The sequence below is a fragment of the Microvirga mediterraneensis genome (assembly GCF_013520865.1).
GTDB classification, from domain to species: Bacteria; Pseudomonadota; Alphaproteobacteria; order Rhizobiales; family Beijerinckiaceae; genus Microvirga; species Microvirga mediterraneensis.
The window spans coordinates 3,469,933-3,489,873 of record NZ_JACDXJ010000001.1; the positions used below are offsets into that span (position 1 = coordinate 3,469,933).

Annotated in this window: 16 protein-coding genes and 1 tRNA gene; 6 read left to right on the top strand and 11 right to left on the bottom strand. The window is 63.8% G+C overall.

Features of this window, described 5'->3' with window-relative positions:
* Nucleotides 1–7: 7 nt before the first annotated feature.
* The 3 genes from H0S73_RS16335 to H0S73_RS16345 form a co-directional block, all read right to left on the bottom strand.
* Nucleotides 8–1,984 (bottom strand): glycosyltransferase family 2 protein, encoded by a 1,977-nt coding sequence (locus H0S73_RS16335; RefSeq protein ID WP_181053135.1) that lies wholly within the window; start codon nt 1,982–1,984, stop codon nt 8–10.
* Nucleotides 1,985–3,190: an HlyD family secretion protein gene (locus tag H0S73_RS16340; protein WP_181053136.1), complete on the bottom strand. Its 1,206-nt coding sequence runs from the start codon at nt 3,188–3,190 to the stop codon at nt 1,985–1,987. It lies immediately after the preceding gene.
* A gap of 1,024 nt (nt 3,191–4,214) precedes the next feature.
* Complete coding sequence (locus tag H0S73_RS16345; protein WP_181053137.1) at nt 4,215–4,631, bottom strand: hypothetical protein; 417 nt, start codon at nt 4,629–4,631, stop codon at nt 4,215–4,217.
* A 548-nt stretch (nt 4,632–5,179) separates the two neighbouring features.
* Here H0S73_RS16345 and H0S73_RS16350 point away from each other — a divergent pair.
* The 3 genes from H0S73_RS16350 (at nt 5,180) to H0S73_RS16360 (ending at nt 8,943) form a co-directional block, all read left to right on the top strand.
* Entirely contained in the window at nt 5,180–6,622 is a 1,443-nt protein-coding gene (locus H0S73_RS16350; protein ID WP_181053138.1) for a hypothetical protein, read from the top strand.
* 118 nt (nt 6,623–6,740) lie between these two features.
* The gene (locus H0S73_RS16355) at nt 6,741–7,694 is read left to right on the top strand and encodes an aldo/keto reductase (RefSeq protein ID WP_181053139.1); all 954 of its coding nucleotides are present in this window, start codon (nt 6,741–6,743) and stop codon (nt 7,692–7,694) included.
* Nucleotides 7,695–7,851: 157 nt separating this feature from the next.
* Nucleotides 7,852–8,943: an alkene reductase gene (locus tag H0S73_RS16360; protein ID WP_181053140.1), complete on the top strand. Its 1,092-nt coding sequence runs from the start codon at nt 7,852–7,854 to the stop codon at nt 8,941–8,943.
* Between the two features lie 3 nt (nt 8,944–8,946).
* On the opposite strand, the gene H0S73_RS16365 is transcribed toward H0S73_RS16360, so the two are convergent.
* Together H0S73_RS16365 and H0S73_RS16370 are read right to left on the bottom strand one after the other, a co-directional pair.
* On the bottom strand, nt 8,947–9,462 hold the full coding sequence (locus tag H0S73_RS16365) for a hypothetical protein (RefSeq protein WP_181053141.1): 516 nt from the start codon (nt 9,460–9,462) through the stop codon (nt 8,947–8,949).
* A gap of 46 nt (nt 9,463–9,508) precedes the next feature.
* Entirely contained in the window at nt 9,509–10,072 is a 564-nt protein-coding gene (locus H0S73_RS16370) for a dihydrofolate reductase family protein (RefSeq protein WP_181053142.1), read from the bottom strand.
* Between the two features lie 226 nt (nt 10,073–10,298).
* On the opposite strand from H0S73_RS16370, the gene xth reads away from it, so the two are divergent.
* The gene (gene xth / locus H0S73_RS16375; protein WP_181053143.1) at nt 10,299–11,084 is read left to right on the top strand and encodes an exodeoxyribonuclease III; all 786 of its coding nucleotides are present in this window, start codon (nt 10,299–10,301) and stop codon (nt 11,082–11,084) included.
* An 80-nt stretch (nt 11,085–11,164) separates the two neighbouring features.
* Here xth and H0S73_RS16380 read toward each other — a convergent pair whose 3' ends face one another.
* The 6 genes from H0S73_RS16380 to lipB form a co-directional block, all read right to left on the bottom strand.
* Entirely contained in the window at nt 11,165–12,007 is an 843-nt protein-coding gene (locus tag H0S73_RS16380; protein ID WP_181053144.1) for a tetratricopeptide repeat protein, read from the bottom strand.
* The gene (gene ilvD, locus H0S73_RS16385; protein ID WP_181053145.1) at nt 11,994–13,724 is read right to left on the bottom strand and encodes a dihydroxy-acid dehydratase; all 1,731 of its coding nucleotides are present in this window, start codon (nt 13,722–13,724) and stop codon (nt 11,994–11,996) included. Before ilvD ends, H0S73_RS16380 begins: the two co-directional genes overlap by 14 nt.
* A gap of 360 nt (nt 13,725–14,084) precedes the next feature.
* Nucleotides 14,085–14,915 carry a protein-L-isoaspartate O-methyltransferase family protein gene (locus tag H0S73_RS16390; protein WP_181053146.1) on the bottom strand — a complete coding sequence of 277 codons (831 nt, stop codon included), beginning with the start codon at nt 14,913–14,915 and terminating at the stop codon, nt 14,085–14,087.
* A gap of 55 nt (nt 14,916–14,970) precedes the next feature.
* A complete protein-coding gene (locus H0S73_RS16395) occupies nt 14,971–16,578 on the bottom strand; it encodes a carboxyl transferase domain-containing protein (protein WP_181053147.1) in 1,608 nt (535 codons plus the stop codon).
* A 116-nt stretch (nt 16,579–16,694) separates the two neighbouring features.
* Nucleotides 16,695–17,072: a hypothetical protein gene (locus tag H0S73_RS16400; RefSeq protein ID WP_181053148.1), complete on the bottom strand. Its 378-nt coding sequence runs from the start codon at nt 17,070–17,072 to the stop codon at nt 16,695–16,697.
* Nucleotides 17,073–17,161: 89 nt separating this feature from the next.
* Nucleotides 17,162–17,896, bottom strand: coding sequence for a lipoyl(octanoyl) transferase LipB (gene lipB, locus H0S73_RS16405; RefSeq protein WP_181053149.1), 735 nt, complete (start codon nt 17,894–17,896; stop codon nt 17,162–17,164).
* A gap of 253 nt (nt 17,897–18,149) precedes the next feature.
* Here lipB and H0S73_RS16410 point away from each other — a divergent pair.
* Both H0S73_RS16410 and mgtE read left to right on the top strand, forming a co-directional pair.
* Nucleotides 18,150–18,234 (top strand) — tRNA-Leu (locus H0S73_RS16410).
* A gap of 215 nt (nt 18,235–18,449) precedes the next feature.
* A complete protein-coding gene (gene mgtE, locus H0S73_RS16415) occupies nt 18,450–19,874 on the top strand; it encodes a magnesium transporter (protein WP_181053150.1) in 1,425 nt (474 codons plus the stop codon).
* The last annotated feature ends 67 nt before the right edge of the window (nt 19,875–19,941 follow it).

Consider the following 19,941-nt stretch of genomic DNA (forward strand, 5'->3'; position numbering starts at 1 on the left):
CCTGCGTCTACCGTGACGCCAAGCCGCGCATCCAGCCCCTGATCATCTCGGGAAGATCGCCACGCCCGGTTCCTGGCCTGGCATCTGCCGTGTGGAGCTTGCGCAGGATTCCATCCCGTTGTTCCGGAGAAGGCCGCAGAGACAAACGATAGCCGTCGTTCGTCTCGTTCGAAATACGGATGGCGACATCGCCGACATCCGCAAGCGCGATCGTTCCGAGGGCGCCGACCGTCAGCCCCGCCAATCCGCGGACGCGGGCATGGTCGACTCCGAGTTCGAGCACCCAGGAAGGCAGCCTTTGCGAACCGACGGTGAGCATGGCCAGCTCGACATTTTCTCGCTGGGGCCGGTTGTCGCGAGGGCGTTCGACGCAGACCAGCATGGTGATGGCGAGCACGATGAGATTGTAGATCGTCCAGAACAGGATAATCCTGATGCCGTCTCCGGCCTTGGCCACATGGCTGAAATGATCCGGAAAGATAAGAGGCAACAGAATTGCCAGCAGGGTCAGGCCGAAGAGGAGCGCGAAGGGCTTCATCATCGGCCATTGCACGATCGTCTTCGTTCGATCGCCGCCCTTTGCCGTTACACGGAACTTGTGCGGCCCTCTGGTAAGCAGGCCCATCGCTGCCGCACGCGTGATCGGCCATGCGGCGATAAGCTGGGACACGTCGTTGAGTACAGGCCATATCATGCCATTGGAGATCCAGTTCAGCGTGATCAGCACGGCTGCATAATAGGGGACATAGTACGAGACGACATCCGTGAGGGAGGCGTTCACGACGACGATGCCAAAGTACCAGTAGAGCAGCGGTCCGATGAGTGCGATCAGGCGAAACGGAAAGGTGGTCGTCCAGAACAACATCGAGTCAACGAGACTCAGGCGCTGCATGAGGCGCAAGCCATTTGCACCGAAGGGATTGTAGACGTTGCGCACGATCTCCATCATGCCCAGGCACCACCGCCCGCGCTGCACGACATATTCATGCAGTCCTTCCGGTGCGAGCCCTTCCGTAAGCGCTTCATTGAGATAGACCGTGCGATAGCCGTGGCTGTCGAGGCGGATGGTCAGAAGGAAGTCTTCCGTCACGCTCTGGGTCGGCAGACCGCCGATCTCGCGCAAAGCCGAGACCCGCACCATCGAGGACGTTCCGCAGCACACCGCGATGCCCCATGCGTCGCGTGCAGGCTCCAGATGTTCGAAGAAGAAGCGCTGCTCGTCGGGATAGGCGGAGGCGATGTAAAGATTGTGCTGGATCGGATCGGGATTGAAGAAGTGCTGCGGCGTCTGGACGAGGCCGACCTTGGGATCATGAAACAGGGCGACCGCCCGGCGCACGAAGTTGCGGTGGGGAACAAAATCCGCATCGAGAACGGCGACGAAGTCGGGGGCATCCACATCTTTCATGCGCTGTGTCAGCGTGTAGTTGATGTTGCCCGCCTTCGCGTGCTCGTTGGTGGGCCGCGTCCTATGTTCAGCGCCGTAGCGGAGGCATACCTCGGTCAGCCATTCCCGCCGCCCGTCGTCGAGAACGAAGACGCGCAGGTTCGGATAGTCGCTCGCCTGCGCACCGGCGAGCGTGCGCTCAAGAACCTCCAGCTCCTCATTATAGGTGGCGATGTAAAGGTCGACGCGTGGCGCGCTTCCTCCCCACCAGGCGATATTCCGATTCGCTTCCTCATGCCGGTCTTTCCGGCGGGTGAGGAACAGATAGGCCGTCGTGGACGATACGAGAGCCAGAGCCTCGATCGCCACGAAGGTCCATCCGGCGAGAACATCGAGGGTGAGCCCTTCGGTCGCCGATGGAACCGTTTCCATGATCCGCCAAATCATGTAGCGCCAGCCCAGCAAGGTCGTCAGGCCGAGCAACAGGACGCGCATCCAGGTGCTCTTCGGTGTGGCGAGCGGCAGCAGCAGCAGGGCAAGGCCGACGACGATGGCCAGACCGGCGAGGCTCGACAGAGATTGGTCGAGGATGAGCATCTACAGGCCGAGATCCGCGAGCCTCTGCCGGATGCCCGCGAGCGGTCCGCCCGTGAAGACCACGCGGCCCGTGCGCCCGACGGCGCAGGAGAGGTCCGGATCGCTCGCGAGCTCCGGAATGCTCAAGGCGACGTCGAAGCGCGTCAGGTGCTCGGGACTTGGGCCAATGGCGAGGGTGCTGTAGAGGCCGGCTGCTCCCGATCCGCCGAGGCGTGTGATGGTTCCCTGCAAGACCCGGTCGTCGCCGATCAGCCGGAACTGGGCTGGCATGCCGACCCGCAGGCTGGAATAGACTCTCTCGCTCACGCTGGCCGTGACCATGACGGCGGAGCAATCCACGAACCGGACGAGATCCTGCCCCTGGTTGACATGCTCGCCGCTGCTGGCGAGGAAGTTCCAGACGATGGCTGGGTTCTGCACCGAGAGTTCCGCCGCAGTCAGGCGGTTGACCCGGACCCGCTCGGCCGCGATCTGCTCGGTGACCAGCTTCAGACGGCTGCTGACATTCTCCGCCTCGGCCCTGAGTTCGGCCAGTCGGAGGTCGAACTCCCGGATGCGCTGGATCGAGAACGGCGCATCGTTGTACGAGTCTCCGATGAAAACCCCGTTCTGGGCTGAGGAGAGCTCCGCCGTGAGATAGGTGATACGCTCGCGAGTGCTGGCGATGTCCTGTTTCGCGACATCATACTGGGCCTGGGCGCGGTCCAGCGTGATCGCGGTCTGGACGCCACGGGAATTCAGCTCCTTGGTCCGGTCCAGGGCGCTGTCCGCCTCGCGGAATCGCGCCTCTGCCGAGTTCACGGCGGTCTGCGCCTCGGCGATGCGGGACCGGATCTGGCGCACGCGCCCTTCCTGATAGCTCTTGGCCTGGGCGTCCAAGATCTTGCGGGCCTCGTCGACCGCCCCGGTCTGGGCCCGAAGCCGGGTGAGATCCGCCTCGAGGGTGGAGCGGGTCCGCTCAAGATCGATCAGGCGCGCGTTGTCGAACTGATTATCGGTGATGCGCACCACGGCCTCTTCCGGGGAGATCCGGGCTCCGATCGTACGCACGGAGAACTCGGCCAGTCCCTGGATCGGCGCTCTGAGCACGGTAGTGCGGGCATTGATCGTGGCATCGGCGCTCGTTCCCGAGAGGTACTCGCCGACAACGACATAGAGGCCTCCGAGGAGCAGAATGACTCCCAAGAGGATACGAAAGAATTTCATAGGTCAGAGCTCGATCAGGGCATGAGACAGAGGCGGTTACAACGACCTTTGCCCTTGCCCCTGATGAAAGACGCGCCCTCTATCAGTTTACAAGAGAGGTCGAAGACATAAGTCTTAATCTGACCGTTAGTTTCCGACGAGGCAACCCAAAAGAGGTACTTGGGCAACAGCATTATGTAATGATGCGTTGTCCTATTACATAACCGGCAGCGTAATAGGTGAAGAATTCTATCAGCCCAACACTATAGCTCCACGAGGTAAGCTGACTCGTGCATCGTGATATAGATCGGTTATTTTGAGAGACTCTGTTTCATAAGCTTCTTAAGGAATTGGGCTGGGAGTCGGCTCAGGGTCAATTTGGGAGGTTTAGGCATGCCCGCTGAAGGTCTCCTCACCGCCTGTGAGCAGACCTTCCGGCCTGATCACAGGCCACTGTGTAACTGTACTGCGTATATCCGGGCTTCAGGGAAGGGCAGGCGTCAAACGGCTCGGTTCATGGTTCGCATTCTTAGGCTGGACTGAGCTTTGATCCGAGCAGGCTCCACGTGCTGACGTCTGTCTACCCGTTAGCGACCCGGAAGAAAACGGCTCAAAGGACAGATGCCGGTAAACCTTTGAAATGATTGGTAAGCGCGCTGGGCCTCGAACCCAAGGCCCTCTGATTAAAAACCAGAGAGTCCACGAGCAATTCGAGACAGAATGGCTTCCTTTAGCCTATCGAGCTGAGCTCGAGTGATAGCGCGTTGTGCATAGAGGGGCGGTGGTTTCAGGTCCCGCAACCAACCCCGCAAAACCCTCGCACAGAAACCTCGGCGAGGGTTTTTGACGTTCAGACCACGAGCATCCTCTTTGAAGGAGTGCACCATTGGATGCGCATGATAAGTCAGAGACTGGACAAAGCACCACGCGCACTGCGGGCCAAAACCGAGCAAGGTTCAATAACAAAGGCCCCTATGCCGCAGGCAAGGAGGGCTGTGTCGATGAGCGATGTGGCCAGGGATGCGAACGGGATCGCCTCAGCGTGCTACGCGACCTGGCCAACGGGATCGAGATCGGCATTCATCGAGAAGCGCTCAAGCTGCACGGCATAGGCCGCTTCCAATCCTTTGAGACGCGTCTCGGGTTCGGGGACGATCCGGTCCACGGCGGAGGTGAGGCGCATGCAGAATCGATCGGAGGCAGAGACCAGGAGGCGGAGCGATCTTGCGTTCGGCGGATAGCCGGAGGAGGCATCCCGCACCAGCGCGGCCGCCGAGGCGTAAAGGTCGTCCACCGCGGCCTCGATGCCGGGATCGCGCTTGAGCAGACTCATGGTATTGATCAGGAGCACGCGCAGATCATGCAGGTCGTCTCCCCTGCCCGCCTGCGAGATGAGATTCACGACTTTCTTGACGGCTTCAATTCTCTCGTTGATCGTTTTCGTGATGTTGCTCTCGGCCATGAGCCTTCCCCCTGTCAGGCATGCGTAAAATCCCCGCGGGACTCACGCGAACGAGAATGCGCCGCCATGGTTAATCAATCCTTACGAGCCCATCGGAAAGCTGCTCGAAATCGTTGTTCCGCAACGCTCTCCGGTTCCGCCGAGGAAAGTTTCCGTTACGGACGTCATGAGCATTGAGATTTGATCGGAAGCCGACTACACCTCCCAGCACTCTTGATTTGAAACCGGCATGCAGCTGCAACTCACCCTCATACGACCGCAATGGTCCTCGTCGCGAAGCCTGCGCTTCGTGAGGGGTTGCCGTGTCATGCATGAGCATGAGCTGCGCCCCGATCCGGGGCCGGCTCCATGGCTCCCGGCGGCGAGCTCCGCCATCACCGGCACCGTTGATCAGGTGCCCCTCCACCGCATGTCGGCTTAACGGTTATCCGTCGCCGGCACGATCCGGCGAATTTCCCTTCTCTTCGCATTCGCTCTTCTTCTCGCGATGCAGGTTCGCCGGATCCCAGCCTTGCTGTGAACTTGCTGAGAAAAGGAGAAGCCCTGCAATGAACAGGGTCTGGACTGAAGAAGAACTCGAGATTCTTCGCCGCGACAGGGAGGCCAAGGTCCCTGTTCCCGTCACTGCAGCGAAGCTGGGCAGGCCCGTGCCGGCAACCTATGCCAGAGCGCGGCTGATCGGCACTCTCGTCCAGCCTCACCAGACCTGGGATGAAGCCAGCGTCGCACGCCTGCGCGAACTCGTTTCGGCCGATCCTCCGCTGACTGACAAGCTGATCGCCGCCGAACTTGACCGCACCGTGACCCAGATCCGCTGGAAGATGCAGGACCTCGGCCTGATCGGCGTGCGCGATCTCTCCAAGCTGGCGAAGATCACGGCCGCCGGAATGGCTCGTCCCAAGCCGCCGCAGGCGCAATCCTTGAAACCGGCGACCACGAGACCCGCCGCGCAGAGGCCGGTTCGCTCCCCCGCTCCGGAGCGCATTGTTCCCGTTGCCCGGACGGAGATTCCCGCTCCATCGGCTGCGTCCGCCGCAAGGACAGTGCTGCCGTCGATCGACGTCCAGGCGGCGATCGTTCAAGCCATCAGGACTGTCGAGGCATCGTTGGCGGAGCATCTGAAGACCATCGTCGCAGAGACGGAAGCGGGAATGATCCGCGCCGCGAGAGCCGCCATCGCCGAGAAGGGTCGCATCGACCAGCGGCTCGTCATCCGGGTCAAGCGCTCGGCCGAAGCCGCCGCCCGTCGCGACGCGGAGGCGAGAAAAGCGCAAGCGGAAGCCAAGCAGCGGCAGATGGAAGCCTGGAAGGCGGAGGCCGAAGCCAAGCGGCAGGTTGCTGAAGCCGCACGCCATGCCCGTGAAGAAGCAGCCCGTCGGGTTCATGAAGAAAAAGCTCGAGCTGAGAAGGCTCGCCAGGAAAAAGCTCGCGAGGAGAAAGCGCTTCGCGAAAAGGCACAGCCCGCGGCTCCCAAGCCCGTTCAGAAACCTAAGGAGCCGGAGAAGAAGGCTGTCCTGTCCTCCGTGCAGGGTGTTTCCCAGGTCGCGCCTCTCCGCCCTGCCCCGCAGCCTGTCGCACCCACTGTCCCGAAGATCGTCGTTACCGAGGCCCCCGCCGCGCCTCGGGCCGAGGAGCCCGAGACGGCGGGAGGACAGACCTCCGGCCGCGGCGGCTGGAAATCCGTCCGCAGGGATCCGGCACGCGCTCTTGCGCAGGCCAAGGCGAAGGCAAAGCCCGCCAACCGCGCCGATGCCATCGACCTCGCTCAGGCCGCGCAGGCGGCCATCGAACGTTTCATCGCGGAGCGCGGCGTGACGAAATCCGAATCGAGCGGCATTCAGTCGGTGGTGTCCCGCCTTCAGGCGCGGGGTTACATCGTGGTGCGCGACGAGACCGGCTGGACCATCGACCAGCGGCATCGCGTCGGCAGCGAATCCGAGCTGTTTGCCTTCGCGGAAGCGCGCGGCATCACGTTGAGCGCGGCCGCCTGATCACGGGCACCGTCGCGTCCGAATCCGACATATCGTGGGGAATGGCAGGTCCACTTTTCCTCACGATGCGCTATCTCCATGATCCGCTCTGAAACGGCAGCGGATCATGGAGATGAAGATGGAAAAGCGTCGGCTCGGCCGATCTGACTTGATGGTTTCTCCCCTGTGCCTCGGCGGCAATGTCTTCGGTTGGACGGCCGATGAGGCGACGTCGTTCAAGGTGCTCGACGCCTATGTCGATGCCGGCCTCAACTTCATCGACACGGCCGACGTGTATTCCACCTGGGTGCCCGGCCACACGGGCGGCGAGTCTGAGACCATCATCGGCAAATGGATGAAGGCTCGCGGCAATCGCGACCAACTCGTGATCGCCACCAAGGTCGGATCCGAAATAGCGCCGGACCGGAAAGGCCTGTCGAAGAGCTATATCCGCTCCGCCGTGGAGGATTCGCTCCGGCGGCTCCAGACCGACACCATCGATCTCTATCAATCCCATCGCGACGATCTCGACACGCCGCAGCAGGAGACGCTCGAGGCTTATGATGGGCTGATCCGGGCCGGGAAGGTGCGGGCCATCGGGGCCTCGAACTTCACGGCCGCCCGGCTGAAGGAGGCGCTGGAGATCAGCGCAAAGCTGGGTCTCCCGCGCTACGAGAGCCTGCAGCCGAAATACAACCTGTCGGACCGCGCGGAGTACGAAGTCGAGCTGGAACCTCTCTGCCGGAAGGAAGAGGTCGGCGTCATTCCCTATTACGGCCTCGCGAGCGGATTCCTGACGGGCAAGTACCGGTCGGAGGCGGATTTCGGCAAGAGCGTGCGGGGCGGCCGCATGGCGGCCTATCTCGACGATCGCGGCCGGCGCATCCTGGCGGCTCTGGACGAGGTTTCTGCCCGGAAGAATGCCACGCCGGCCCGGATTGCGCTCGCTTGGCTGATTGCGCGGCCGGGGCTCACGGCCCCGATCGCGAGCGCCACGAGCGTGGAGCAGGTTCAGGATCTCGTTCAGGCCACCCAGGTGCGTCTCGATGACGAGGATATTACCAAGCTCGACCGGGCCAGCAGCCCGGCCTGAGTCCGGCTCAACCCCAGAAATGCCAAGTCGCTCCCGGGTCCAGTGTCCGGGGCATGGCATTTTTGCATAGCAGCCTTCCGTTGCGTCAGATGGAGGGCTGCTTATCTCGTATCGACCTGTGCTTTGGATAATTCCACAGGATGAAACGAGGTTTTCAATGAGTGCTGACGCCAATGCATTGTTCCAGCCCTTTACACTGGGCGATCTGACTTTGCCCAACCGCCTGGTCATGGCCCCTCTCACCCGAAACCGGGCGGCACAAGGGGATGTGGCTCGCGATATCACGGCGACCTATTACGCCCAGCGCGCCAGCGCCGGTCTGCTGATCTCGGAAGGCTCGCAGATCTCCCACCAGGGCCAGGGCTATCTGCGCACGCCCGGCATTTATTCGCCCGAGCAGGTCGCGCATTGGCGCAAGGTGACCGACGCGGTTCACAAGGCCGGCGGCCGGATCTTCATCCAGCTCTGGCACGTGGGACGGGTCTCCCACACGTCGCTCCAGCCCGGCGGAGGCGCGCCCGTCGGCCCCTCGCCCATCCGGGCCCAAACGAAGACGTTCCTCCAGGAAGGCTTCGCCGACGTATCCGAGCCCCGCGCGCTCGAAATCTCTGAGATCCCCGGAATCCTGCGGGATTACGAGAACGCTGCCCGCAACGCCAAGGAGGCCGGCTTCGACGGCGTCGAGATCCATGCCGCGAACGGCTATCTGCTCGACCAGTTCATGAAGGACGGCTCCAACAAGCGCTCCGATGCCTATGGCGGCTCCATCGAGAACCGGGCTCGCCTGACCATCGAGGCGGCTGAAGCCGTGCTGAAGGTCTGGGACAAGGGACGGGTCGGCATCCGCCTCTCCCCGGCAAAGGTGAACGACGCGGAGGATTCGAATCCGCAGGCCCTATTCAGCCATGTGGTCGAGAAGCTCGACGGGCTGGGCCTCGCCTATCTCCACGTCATCGAAGGCGCCACCCAGGGCGACCGCAATGCGGTGGCCGTGGATTACGAAGGCTTGCGCCGGTCCTTCCGCGGGGCCTACATCGCCAACAACGGCTATAGCCGTGAGATGGCGGCCGAGGCCGTTTCCAGCGGCCGTGCCGATCTGGTGGCGTTCGGACGCCTCTTCATCGCCAATCCGGATCTTGTCGATCGCTTCCGTCTCAACGCACCGCTCAATGAGCCGGATCGCGCCACGTTCTATGGCGGCGGCACCGAGGGCTACACGGATTATCCGGCTCTCGACCAAGCTGCCTGAGCGTCAGCAGCCCTGGCAAATCCCCCGCCGGACCCGCTTATCGGCATCCTGGAGGAGTTTCTCTTCGCGGGAGCTGGGGGCGACGGTCGAAGTCTCACCCGGTTGCAGGCGGTTGCCGCCTGCAACCGTTCCGGTCGTGCGGGGTCCCGTCTGGGAGCCGCCGGAGCCCGCGGCGGTTCCTCCCGTGCTGCCTTCGTTGCCGGGAGGCGGGACCGTACCCGTGGTCGCCCGGCTGCCCGTTCCCGTATTTCCCGTTGAGCCACCCATGCGGCTGGAGCTGTTTCCAGGATCGGCACTTCCCTGGGCACCCTGCGCGGGCGGCCTGATGGACGATCCTCCAGGCTGAGTTGCGCCGCTCGGAGACGCCGACGAGCCCGTGGACGGTGAAGCCGAGGAGCCCCCGCCGGAGGCGCCGCCGGCGCCCCCTCCGCTGGAGCCGCCGGAGGAGCCCTGCGCCCATGCGCCCCCGGCGATCAGGCAGCCTGCGAGCAAAGCGGTCGAGATGGTGAGGTGACGCATCGGCTTCTCCCTTCGGGTCGCTGTTGCACGTCAACTCCAAGCAAACTCACAGATCTTGGCGACCGTTCCGCCAAATTGTCAGGCTCACCGGTCCTGCCGGGTCGAGGATCCGGCGGGGCTCCGGCTTCAGTCTCTGTTCCGCCAGCACGTTCTCGGCACTCACGCCTTCCCGGCAGCCGGAGAAGACGGGCACGCCGTCAGGAATCGACGTTCCTTCGGCGCGTGTCAGATGGAAGGCATCGTAGCCGACGGCGAGGAAGAGATCGAAAACCCGCCGCCCGCCCGGCACGGCCACGCGGCCGCCGCCCGGAAGGACTGTGCGGATCGCCTGGTCCCAGGCAAGCGCCTCAGGGTTCCACCACCAGCCGTCCGGCCGCCGCTCGAGGCCGGGTGATGACGAGGACAGGATCATCCGCAGCCGGCCCTTCGGATTCGGATTGGCCTCATGGCCCAGGCGGCCGAGCACCGTCACGGCCGATTGATTGAGTTCGTCCTGGAAGTAGGCCCAGTCGGCGTCGTTGCGGAGCACGTCGGGCGTCCGTCCGGACGCATCGGCGATACGGTCGTCGTCCGACACGATGGCATAGCCGTGAATCTCGACACTGGGCAAAGACCTGTCCTTTTCGCAATTCTTGAACGGTGGCGGCACTCATCTGAATGCCGAGCACCGGCCATTGAGCATATGCCACGGAAAATGGGTACCCGCAGGGATCGTCGCGCAGACGGTTTCATCGATGCGCATCGGTGCAACCGTGGGGATGGCGACGAGTTCAACCTTGCCAGCCGGGAACGAACATCCGATGAAACGGGTAGGACGAAAGAGCGAGAGTGACACGATGCGCATTGCCACCTGGAACGTGAACTCCATCAAGCAGAGACTGGACCATCTCGCCACTTTCGTGAAGAGCGCCGATCCGGATGTGGTCTGCCTCCAGGAGCTGAAATGCGTGGACGAAGCCTTCCCCCGCGCGGAGGTCGAGGCCCTCGGCTACAACGTCGCCACCCACGGCCAGAAGGCTTACAACGGCGTCGCCATCCTGTCCAAGCGCCCGCTGGAGGATGTCCGCCGGGGCCTGCCGGGGGACGAGAGCGACGAGCAGGCCCGCTATCTGGAAGGTGTGATCTCGACCTCGCGCGGCGCCGTGCGCGTGGCCTCTATCTACCTGCCTAATGGCAATCCCATCGGCACGCCTAAATTCGATTACAAGCTCGCCTGGATGGACCGCCTGCGGGCCCATGCGAAGAGCCTCCTCCTGCTCGAGGAGCCCCTGGTCCTGTGCGGCGACTACAATGTCATCCCCGAGCCCAAGGACGCCATGGATCCGGCGGCCTGGGTCAATGATGCCCTGTTCCAGCCGGAGAGCCGGGCCAAGTTCCGGGAGCTGGTCAATCTCGGCTTCCTCGACGCCGTGCGCGCCTGCAACGACCAGCCGGGGCTTTATTCGTTCTGGGATTATCAGGCGGGCGCCTTCCAGCGGAACAACGGCATCCGCATCGACCACCTGCTGCTCTCGGCCCAGGCGCAGGACAAGCTCAGGACGGCCTCGATCCGGAAGGAAGTGCGCGGCTGGGACAAGCCGTCGGACCATGTGCCGGTGATGGTCGATCTGGATATCGAGTGATTGCCCCTGTTTAAAGGCCCTCTCCCCGTCATCACCGGCACGAGGCCGGTGATGACGGGGAGAGGAATCATCGCCCGGCTTTACCTGCGCGACTGGATGTATTGCTCCAAAAGGGCCAGGGCGAGCTTGCGGTCGCTTTCGTCGGCGGCCGCGAAGGCATCGTCGTAGAGGGACACGATCCACTGGTCCTTGGGTCCTTCGGTCGAGGCTTCGCGCGCCAGGGTCAGCCACATGAGGCCCTTGGCCCTCTGGCGTGGAACGCCCTGCCCCGTCATCAGCAGATGCCCGAGCAGCGCCTGGGACGCGGTGTGGCCTTTCTCGGCCGCCAGGTTGAACCAGCGAGCCGCATGGCGAGCATCCTTCCGGACCCCGGTGCCCTCGAGATAGAGACGGGCGAGGTTGTATTGGGCGTTGGAGTCGCTGAAATACGTCGCCGCATAGCTGAACATCTCGACGGCCCGGGACGGATTGGCCGCCACGTAGCTGTCCTTGATGCCGTCCAGGAAATAGCCGCCGAGGGCCACGAAGGCGCTGGAAACGACCGAGGCATTGGGAGAATCGGGGCTTTCGTCCGCGTGCTGGTCGGCAAGCCGGGAGAAGTACTCGAACGCCTTCAGGTCGTCGTGCTCGACGCCGTCGCCGTCCGCATACATGCGCCCAAGCTTCCAAAGCGCCAGCGAGTGCCCCTGGCCCGCCGCATATTCGAGCGCGTGCACGGCGCCGATCTTATCGCCGGCATAATAGTCTCGCATGCCGCTGCGCAGGGCGTCGCGCGCTGAGCCGTACTTGATTCCCGGAGCGAGTGCCGGGGACAGGGCAGGCGTGAGCGGTTGCGGACGCGGCGCGGCATCGAGCGCATAGGCGGCGCCGGCGCCGAGAGTAGCCACCCACAACGTGGCTGCGATGAGTTTAAACGTCCGCATAGGTTTCTTTTTCTGCAGCCCCGCCGGGATGGGTCACAGCCCCGTCCCGCGCCGGACCTACGGTTTGCGAATATTTCCAGAGATAGCCCGAGGTGGCGCTCGTCTCACGCGGCTTCCATTCGGAACGGCGCTTCGCCAGTTCCTCGTCCGAGAGCTCCACGTCGATCGTGCCCGTGATGGCGTCGATGGCGATGATGTCGCCGTCCTTGATCAGCCCGATGGGCCCGCCCACCGCTGCTTCCGGCCCCACATGGCCGATGCAGAAGCCGCGGGTCGCGCCGGAGAAGCGGCCGTCGGTGACGAGAGCCACCTTGTCGCCCATGCCCTGGCCGTAGAGCGCCGCCGTGGTGGAGAGCATCTCCCGCATGCCGGGACCGCCGCGCGGCCCCTCGTAGCGGATCACCAGGACCTCGCCTTCCTTGTACTGGTGCTTGGAGACCGCCTCGAAGCAGGCCTCCTCACCGTCGAAGCAACGGGCTGGACCACGGAATGTCTGCTTTTCAGCCGACATCCCGGCCACCTTCACGATGGCCCCTTCCGGAGCGAGGTTGCCTTTCAAGCCGACGACGCCGCCCGTGGGCGTAATCGGCCTGTCGGCCGAATAGACCACGTCCTGATCGTCGTTCCATTTCACGGACGCCAGGTTCTCGGCCATGGTGCGCCCGGTCACGGTCATGCAGTCGCCGTGCATGTAGCCGTGGTCGAGAAGCGTCTTCATGAGCAGCGGAATGCCGCCGACCTCGAACAGGTCCTTGGCGACATAGCGCCCGCCCGGCTTCAGGTCGGCGATGTATGGCGTCCGCTTGAAGATTTCCGCGACGTCGAACAGGTCGAACTTGATTCCGGCTTCATGCGCGATCGCGGGAAGATGCAGGGCCGCGTTGGTCGAGCCGCCGGATGCCGCCACCACCGTCGCGGCATTCTCCAGGGATTTGCGGGTCACGATATCGCGCGGACGAATGTTCCTGGCGATCAGATCCATGATCTGCTCGCCGGCGGCGGCGCAGAACCGGTCGCGGATCTCGTAAGGTGCCGGAGCGCCCGCCGAATACGGCAGGGCGAGGCCCATCGCCTCGGAGACGGTCGCCATGGTGTTGGCTGTGAATTGCGCCCCGCAGGCGCCGGCCGACGGGCAGGCGACCTGCTCGAGCTCCGTGAGATCCTCATCCGACATCTCGCCGACCGAGTACTTGCCGACGGCTTCGAAGAGATCCTGCACGGTCACCTGACGGCCACGGAAGGAGCCCGGAAGAATTGAACCGCCATAGATGAAGATCGACGGCACGTTGAGGCGCACCATGGCCATCATCATGCCCGGCAGTGACTTGTCGCAGCCAGCCATGCCCACCAGCGCATCGTAGGAATGGCCGCGCATGGTCAGCTCGACCGAATCAGCGATCACCTCGCGGGACGGGAGAGACGCCTTCATACCCTGGTGACCCATGGCGATGCCGTCGGTCACCGTGATGGTGCAGAACTCGCGCGGTGTCCCGCTGGCGGCAGCCACGCCCTTCTTCACGGCCTGGGCCTGGCGCATGAGGGAGATGTTGCAGGGAGCCGCCTCATTCCAGCAGGTGGCGACGCCGACGAGCGGTTGGGCGATCTGCTCCTTGGTCAGTCCCATGGCATAGAGATAGGAGCGATGCGGCGCGCGAGCGGGCCCTTCCGTCACGTGACGGCTCGGCAGCTTCGACTTGTCGATCAACCGCGCATCCATGGTCCGCACTCTTCTTCCACCCGGTTCTCACGTGGAGCTCCAAACCCTTTGGAACTCTCGTGATCTGCCATGTGCTACGCCACCGATGCAATGACCCTTAGGAAGGATCAACTGAACAGCCTTAACCCGAATTCTGCCCCAGGCGTCGTTACGTAAAGCTTTGGTTTTGAAGCACTTTAGTCAGCATCAGGTGTAGCGCTCCGTTTATGGCGGGATCGCGGCGGAGCTTGGGCTAAGAGAGGCAGGATGTTGAAGGTTTGAAGGTGTTGCTTCACCGCAACATTTTTGGGACAGGATTCCCCTTGCCTTCAAGAGATCAAGCCCTACGAACGGGCCTGTTCGGACCCGACTACGCTCGGCTCAATCGCCCGGTTTCTCGGATGAGAACCAGACATCGTCGTAGACCGCGACGGCGCTGGAATCAGGCGAGCGATCGCTCCTGATCCAGACGGATCGGACCGCTTCCAGATCGGCCTCGGTCGGGAGACGGCTGACGGAAATTCTTTCGGTCGTTCCGCTGCACGAGATGAAGCCGACGCGCATCAGGGACTGCACGCTGAACCCTCCTCCCCGCCGTGTCACCAGAAGCGTCGGGCCCCAGCCCTTGTGCGGCTGCCATGGGAAGATCAGGCGCCCACCCGGCTCGAGCGCCCGCAGCCATTCGGCATCCGGCGCAAGAACGCCCGCATTGACGTAAACGACGTCGGCCTTCGGCAAGACGCGGCCGAAGGCGGACGCCGCATGGACGGTCACGCTGGCGTAAGCCCCCAGGTTCCGCTGCGCCTGAGCCGCGAGATCGGCCTCGTACTCGAAAGCCTCGACATGCCCGTTCGGCTGGACGAGCAGCGCCAGGATGGCGGTGTAATAGCCCGTTCCCGCGCCCACATGGATTACCGTCTCGCCCGCCTGCGGGCCGACCGTATCCATCCAGGCGGCATGAAGGGCGGGCTCGCCGTTGTTGATGCCGCGTTCGCGATCGATGGCGACGAGGACGTTAGCGTAGATATCGGCGATTTCAGAGGTTTGGGTGGCAACACCCATGCTGATGACCGTCCAGGGCGGCGGCGGCAGAAATGTTTCTCGTGGAACGGTCGCGAAGGCTTGCTCGATGCGTCCGTCGCGAATCTCCGCCAGCCGGGCGATCTGCCTGGCATAGGCTCGACGGTACTGGTCAAATCCTTCCTGCGGCATGCATTGAAAGCGCCTTCCGGCCGCAAGAGTTCCACATCACAGCAAACCCGGTCTGCTACATCCTGAACACGCCGAACTTCGTCTCGGGAACCGGAGCGTTCAACGCGGCCGAAAAGGCCAAGGCGAGCACGCGGCGGGTCTCGGAGGGCAGGATGATTCCGTCGTCCCACAGGCGGGCGGTCGCGTAGTAAGGCGAGCCCTCCTTTTCATACTTGTCGCGGATCGGCGCCTTGAAACTCTCCTCCTCGTCCGCGCTCCAGGCCTTGCCCTCGGCCTCGATATTGTCCCGCCGGACGGTGGCGAGAACGCTCGCTGCCTGCTCGCCGCCCATCACGGAAATACGCGAGTTCGGCCAGGTAAAGAGGAAACGCGGGGAATAGGCCCGGCCGCACATACCGTAATTGCCTGCGCCGAACGAGCCGCCGACCAGCAGAGTGACTTTCGGCACCTGGGCGCAGGCCACCGCCGTGACGAGCTTGGCGCCGTCCTTGGCGATGCCGCCCGCCTCGTACTGGCGGCCGACCATGAAGCCGGAGATGTTCTGCAGGAAGAGAAGCGGGATACGCCGCTGACAGCACAGCTCGATGAAATGCGCGCCTTTCTGCGCGCTTTCCGAGAACAGGATGCCGTTATTGCCGATGATGCCGACCGGCATGCCCCAGATCCGCGCGAAGCCCGTGACGAGAGTCGTGCCGTAAAGGCGCTTGAACTCGTCGAACTCGGAGCCGTCGACCAGGCGGGCGATCACTTCGCGGATGTCGTATTGTTTCTTGAGGTCCGTGGGCACGATCGCGTCGAGATCGTCGATGCCGTATTTCGGCTCCACCGGATCGGCGATGTCGATCTCGATGCTCTTGCGCGTGTTCAGTGTGCCGACGATGCGGCGCACGATGGCGAGCGCGTGGACGTCGTCGGTAGCGTAGTGATCCGCCACGCCGGAGAGGCGGGCATGGACATCCGCGCCGCCGAGATCCTCGGCCGACACCACCTCGCCGGTCGCCGCTTTCACCAGGGGCGGACCGCCGAGGAAGATCGTGCCCTGGCGGCGCACGATGATGGTCTCGTCGGACATCGCCGGCACATAGGCACCGCCCGCCGTGCATGAACCCATGACGCAGGCGATCTGCGGAATGCCGAGCGACGACAGCGTCGCCTGATTGTAGAAGATGCGCCCGAAATGCTCCCGGTCGGGGAAGACATCCGTCTGGTGCGGCAGGTTCGCGCCGCCGGAATCGACCAGATAGATGCAGGGCAGACGGTTCTCGCGCGCCACTTCCTGGGCGCGCAGGTGCTTCTTCACCGTCATCGGGTAATAGGTGCCGCCCTTGATCGTCGAATCGTTGCAGACGATCATGACCTCGCGGCCTTCGACGCGCCCGATGCCCGTGATGATGCCGGCACCGTGGATCGCGTCCTCATACATGCCGTGAGCGGCGAGCGAGCCGAGTTCCAGGAACGGGGCGCCCGGATCGAGAAGCCGCATCACGCGCTCGCGCGGCAGGAGCTTGCCGCGGGCTAGGTGACGCTCCCGTGCCTTGGCGGGGCCACCCTCCGCCACTTCCTGCCGCTTGGCCTGGAGCTCTTCGGCAAGTTCGGCCCAGGCGGCACGGTTAGCCCGCGCGGCGTCCGATGTCAGATCGGCGGAGGTGGCGATGACGGGCACGGCGGCTTTCTCCCTCGTTCTTCGTGTCGGCCCCTCTCGGCGGAACGCCGGAGGGCCGTCCACGTCAGTACCTAGAACCAGGGAGCCGATGCAACCGGGATCGGCGGCCTCTCGGATCAGCCTTTCGCACGAATGACGGTTTCCTGGCGCACGACGCCCGAGCCGCAGCGATAGGCGATGCCGCGCACGAGCGACCAGTCATGGGAAACCTGCTGCAGGTAGAGATGCGTGCCGCCGAGCGCGACGGTGGACTGCAGCATGTCCTCCGTGGCGTAGCCGAAGGTCGAGCTGCCGAGGGTCGTGCCGAAGCCGATATAGAGGGGTCTAGCCGTTCCCGGGGTCGTCGGGGTCACGGGGCTGACTTCGCCGAGACGGGTGCAGACCCGCACGTCCGCCGGCGAATCGACGATCTTGACGAGCTCTGTCGGCTCGGGCCGGTAGGCGCAGGCCGAGGCAGCCAGGGCGACAAGGGAAGCGAGTAAGGCACGTTGCATGGAAGTTCCGCCAATGATCAGCCGTTTGCTCCAGCTTAGAGCATGAAGCGGCCTTGGGGAGAAGCCTCGCCGTATCCTTCGTGAAAAACCTAGACGCCGTGGCTCAAGAGCAACGGTATCTCCGCCCTCTCCGTCGGCCCGAAAATCTCCTCGAAAGCCCTGCGCATCGCCGCATCGACCTCCGGCATGGTGACCGGGATGCCGAGATCGACGAGGCTCGTGACCCCGTGCCGGGTCACGCCGCAGGGCACGATGCCGGTGAAATGCGAAAGATCCGGCTCCACGTTGAGGCTGATTCCATGGAAGGTCGCCCAGCGGCGGACGCGGATGCCGATCGCGGCGATCTTGTCCTCGGCCGTCTCGCCCTTGTCGGGCCGCCTGACCCACACACCGACCCGGTCCTCCCGCCGCTCGCCGCGGATGTTGAAGGAATCCAGGGTCGCGATGAGCCAGGCTTCGAGCGCCGTCACGTAGCGGCGAAGGTCGGGGGCGCGGCGCCTGAGGTCGAGCATCACATACGCAACCCGCTGGCCCGGTCCATGATAGGTGTATTGCCCTCCCCGGCCCGTCTGGTGGACAGGGAAGCGGTCCGGGTCCACGAGGTCTTCCGGTCTGGCCGAGGTCCCGGCCGTGTAGAGCGGCGGATGCTCCACCAGCCACACCAGTTCCCGCGCCTCGCCGGCAGCAATCGCTTCCGCCCGGGATTCCATGAAGGCGACAGCCTCCTCGTAAGGGACAAGGCCCTCCGTGATGACCCATTCCACGGGAGGAGAGCCGCTCTCAGGCGGAAACTGAAAGGTCAGGCTGTCTCGCAGGTTCGACACCGGTTCACCTTGAAACTTGGCGGGAGGCAGAGCGGAATTGTTCTTGTCTCGAGAGACCCGGAGGCCCCCCGGAACGCCATAGAACTCCCGCTTATATAGTCGTTCCAGCCGCTTATCGCCTAGACCGCGATCGGCAGGCGAGGCATTCGCTCATGTCAATTTGCGGATCCGCTACGGAAGGGGTTGCAGCCCCCCGGTCGATCTGCTAGAGCGGCCTCCTCTTCAGGAGAAACCCACTCCTGGAACCGAGTTCGCGGTCATGGCGGAATTGGTAGACGCACTACCTTGAGGTGGTAGCGGGGAGACCCGTGGAGGTTCGAGTCCTCTTGACCGCACCAACTTTGGCATTCAGGTGCCGAAGACGAAAAGGCCCCCTAGGGGGCCTTTTTTGTTGATGACCCTGCCGATCCGGAAGCCAAGGCCCAGCGCTCGGGCGCCTTCACCGGCCCGGTGAAAAACGACCACCGACCGATTCTTCGAAAAGTCTTTAGGGCGCATTGCGCGGGCCTGCCCCCATGCCTAAAAGGCGACAACCCACCTCAGAGGACGGCTGATGCTGGAAGTCGAAGACAAGACGCCGCTTCCGAAGCCCGATGAGCCAGAAACCGAAGCCCTGGCCTTCAGGGACGAGGAGGGCGAGCTCAATCCGGAATTTCTGGCCGCCGCCGCCGATGCCATCGAGGCCTCGGAGGTCGAGCGCCTGCAGAAGCTCGTCGAAGGCTTCCACGAATCCGAGCTCGGCGACCTGCTCGAAGCACTCGAGCCCGATCAGCGCCCTCGCCTCATCGAACTTCTCGGCCGGTCCTTCGATTTTGCCGCCCTCACAGAGGTGGACGAAGCGGTCCGCGAGGAAATTCTCGAGGAGCTCGAAACCGCGACCGTCGCCGAGGGCGTCCGCGACCTCGATTCCGACGACGCGATCACGATTCTCGAAAGCCTTCCCGAAGAGGAGAAGGCGGAAGTTCTCGATCAGCTTCCGGCCGTCGAGCGCGTGGCGCTCCAGCGCTCCCTCGATTACCCCGAGGACAGCGCCGGGCGGCGCATGCAGACCGAGTTCATCGCCGTGCCGCCGTTCTGGACGGTGGGGCAGACGATCGACTTCATGCGCGAGACGGCAGACCTGCCGGAGACCTTCTACGAGATCTTCGTCATCGATCCGGCGGGCCACCTGCTCGGAGCCGTGGCCTTGGACAGGCTCCTGCGCTCGAAGCGTCCGGTCACGATCCAGGAGATCATGGACGACGAGCCCGACCGGGTGAAGGCGACCGAGCACCAGGAGGAAGTGGCGCGCCTGTTCGAGCGCTACAACCTCGTGTCCGCGGCCGTGGTGGACGAGGCGGGGCGCCTCGTCGGCGTCATCCTCGTCGACGATATCGTGGACGTGCTCGAGGAAGAGGCCGACGCCGACATCAAGCAGCTCGGCGGCGTGAAATCCGACGAAGAGCTGTCGGACACGGTGCTCTACACCCAGAGAAGCCGCTTCCCCTGGCTCTTCGCCAATATGTGCACCGCCTTCCTGGCCGCGGGCGTGATCCGCGTCTTCGAGGAATCCCTGGAACGGATGGTGGCGCTCGCGATCCTGATGCCCATCGTGGCGTCCATGGGCGGCAATGCCGGCACCCAGACCATGACGGTGGCCGTCCGGGCGCTCGCCACCCGCGAACTCGGCCGCGCCAACGCCTGGCGCATCATCCGCCGCGAGGCGGCGGTCGGCATCCTAAACGGGCTGGTCTTCGCCGTCATCCTGGGTACGGTCGCGAGCGTGTGGTTCCAGTCGCCCCAGATCGGCCTGGTGATCGGCCTCGCGCTCATCTCGGTCCTGCTCTTCGCGGCGCTCGGAGGCATCTTCGTCCCACTGACGCTCAACCGGTTCGGCGTCGACCCGGCCGTGTCGTCCGGCCCCTTCGTCACGAGCATCACGGATATCGTCGGCTTTTTCTCCTTTTTGGGTATCGCAACGGTCTGGTTTCGTCTGTAGGCTCACATCGCGCCGCGCTCGTAAGGGCCTGTTAACGCTCTTCGGGCATCTCTGGTGCGATCCCGTT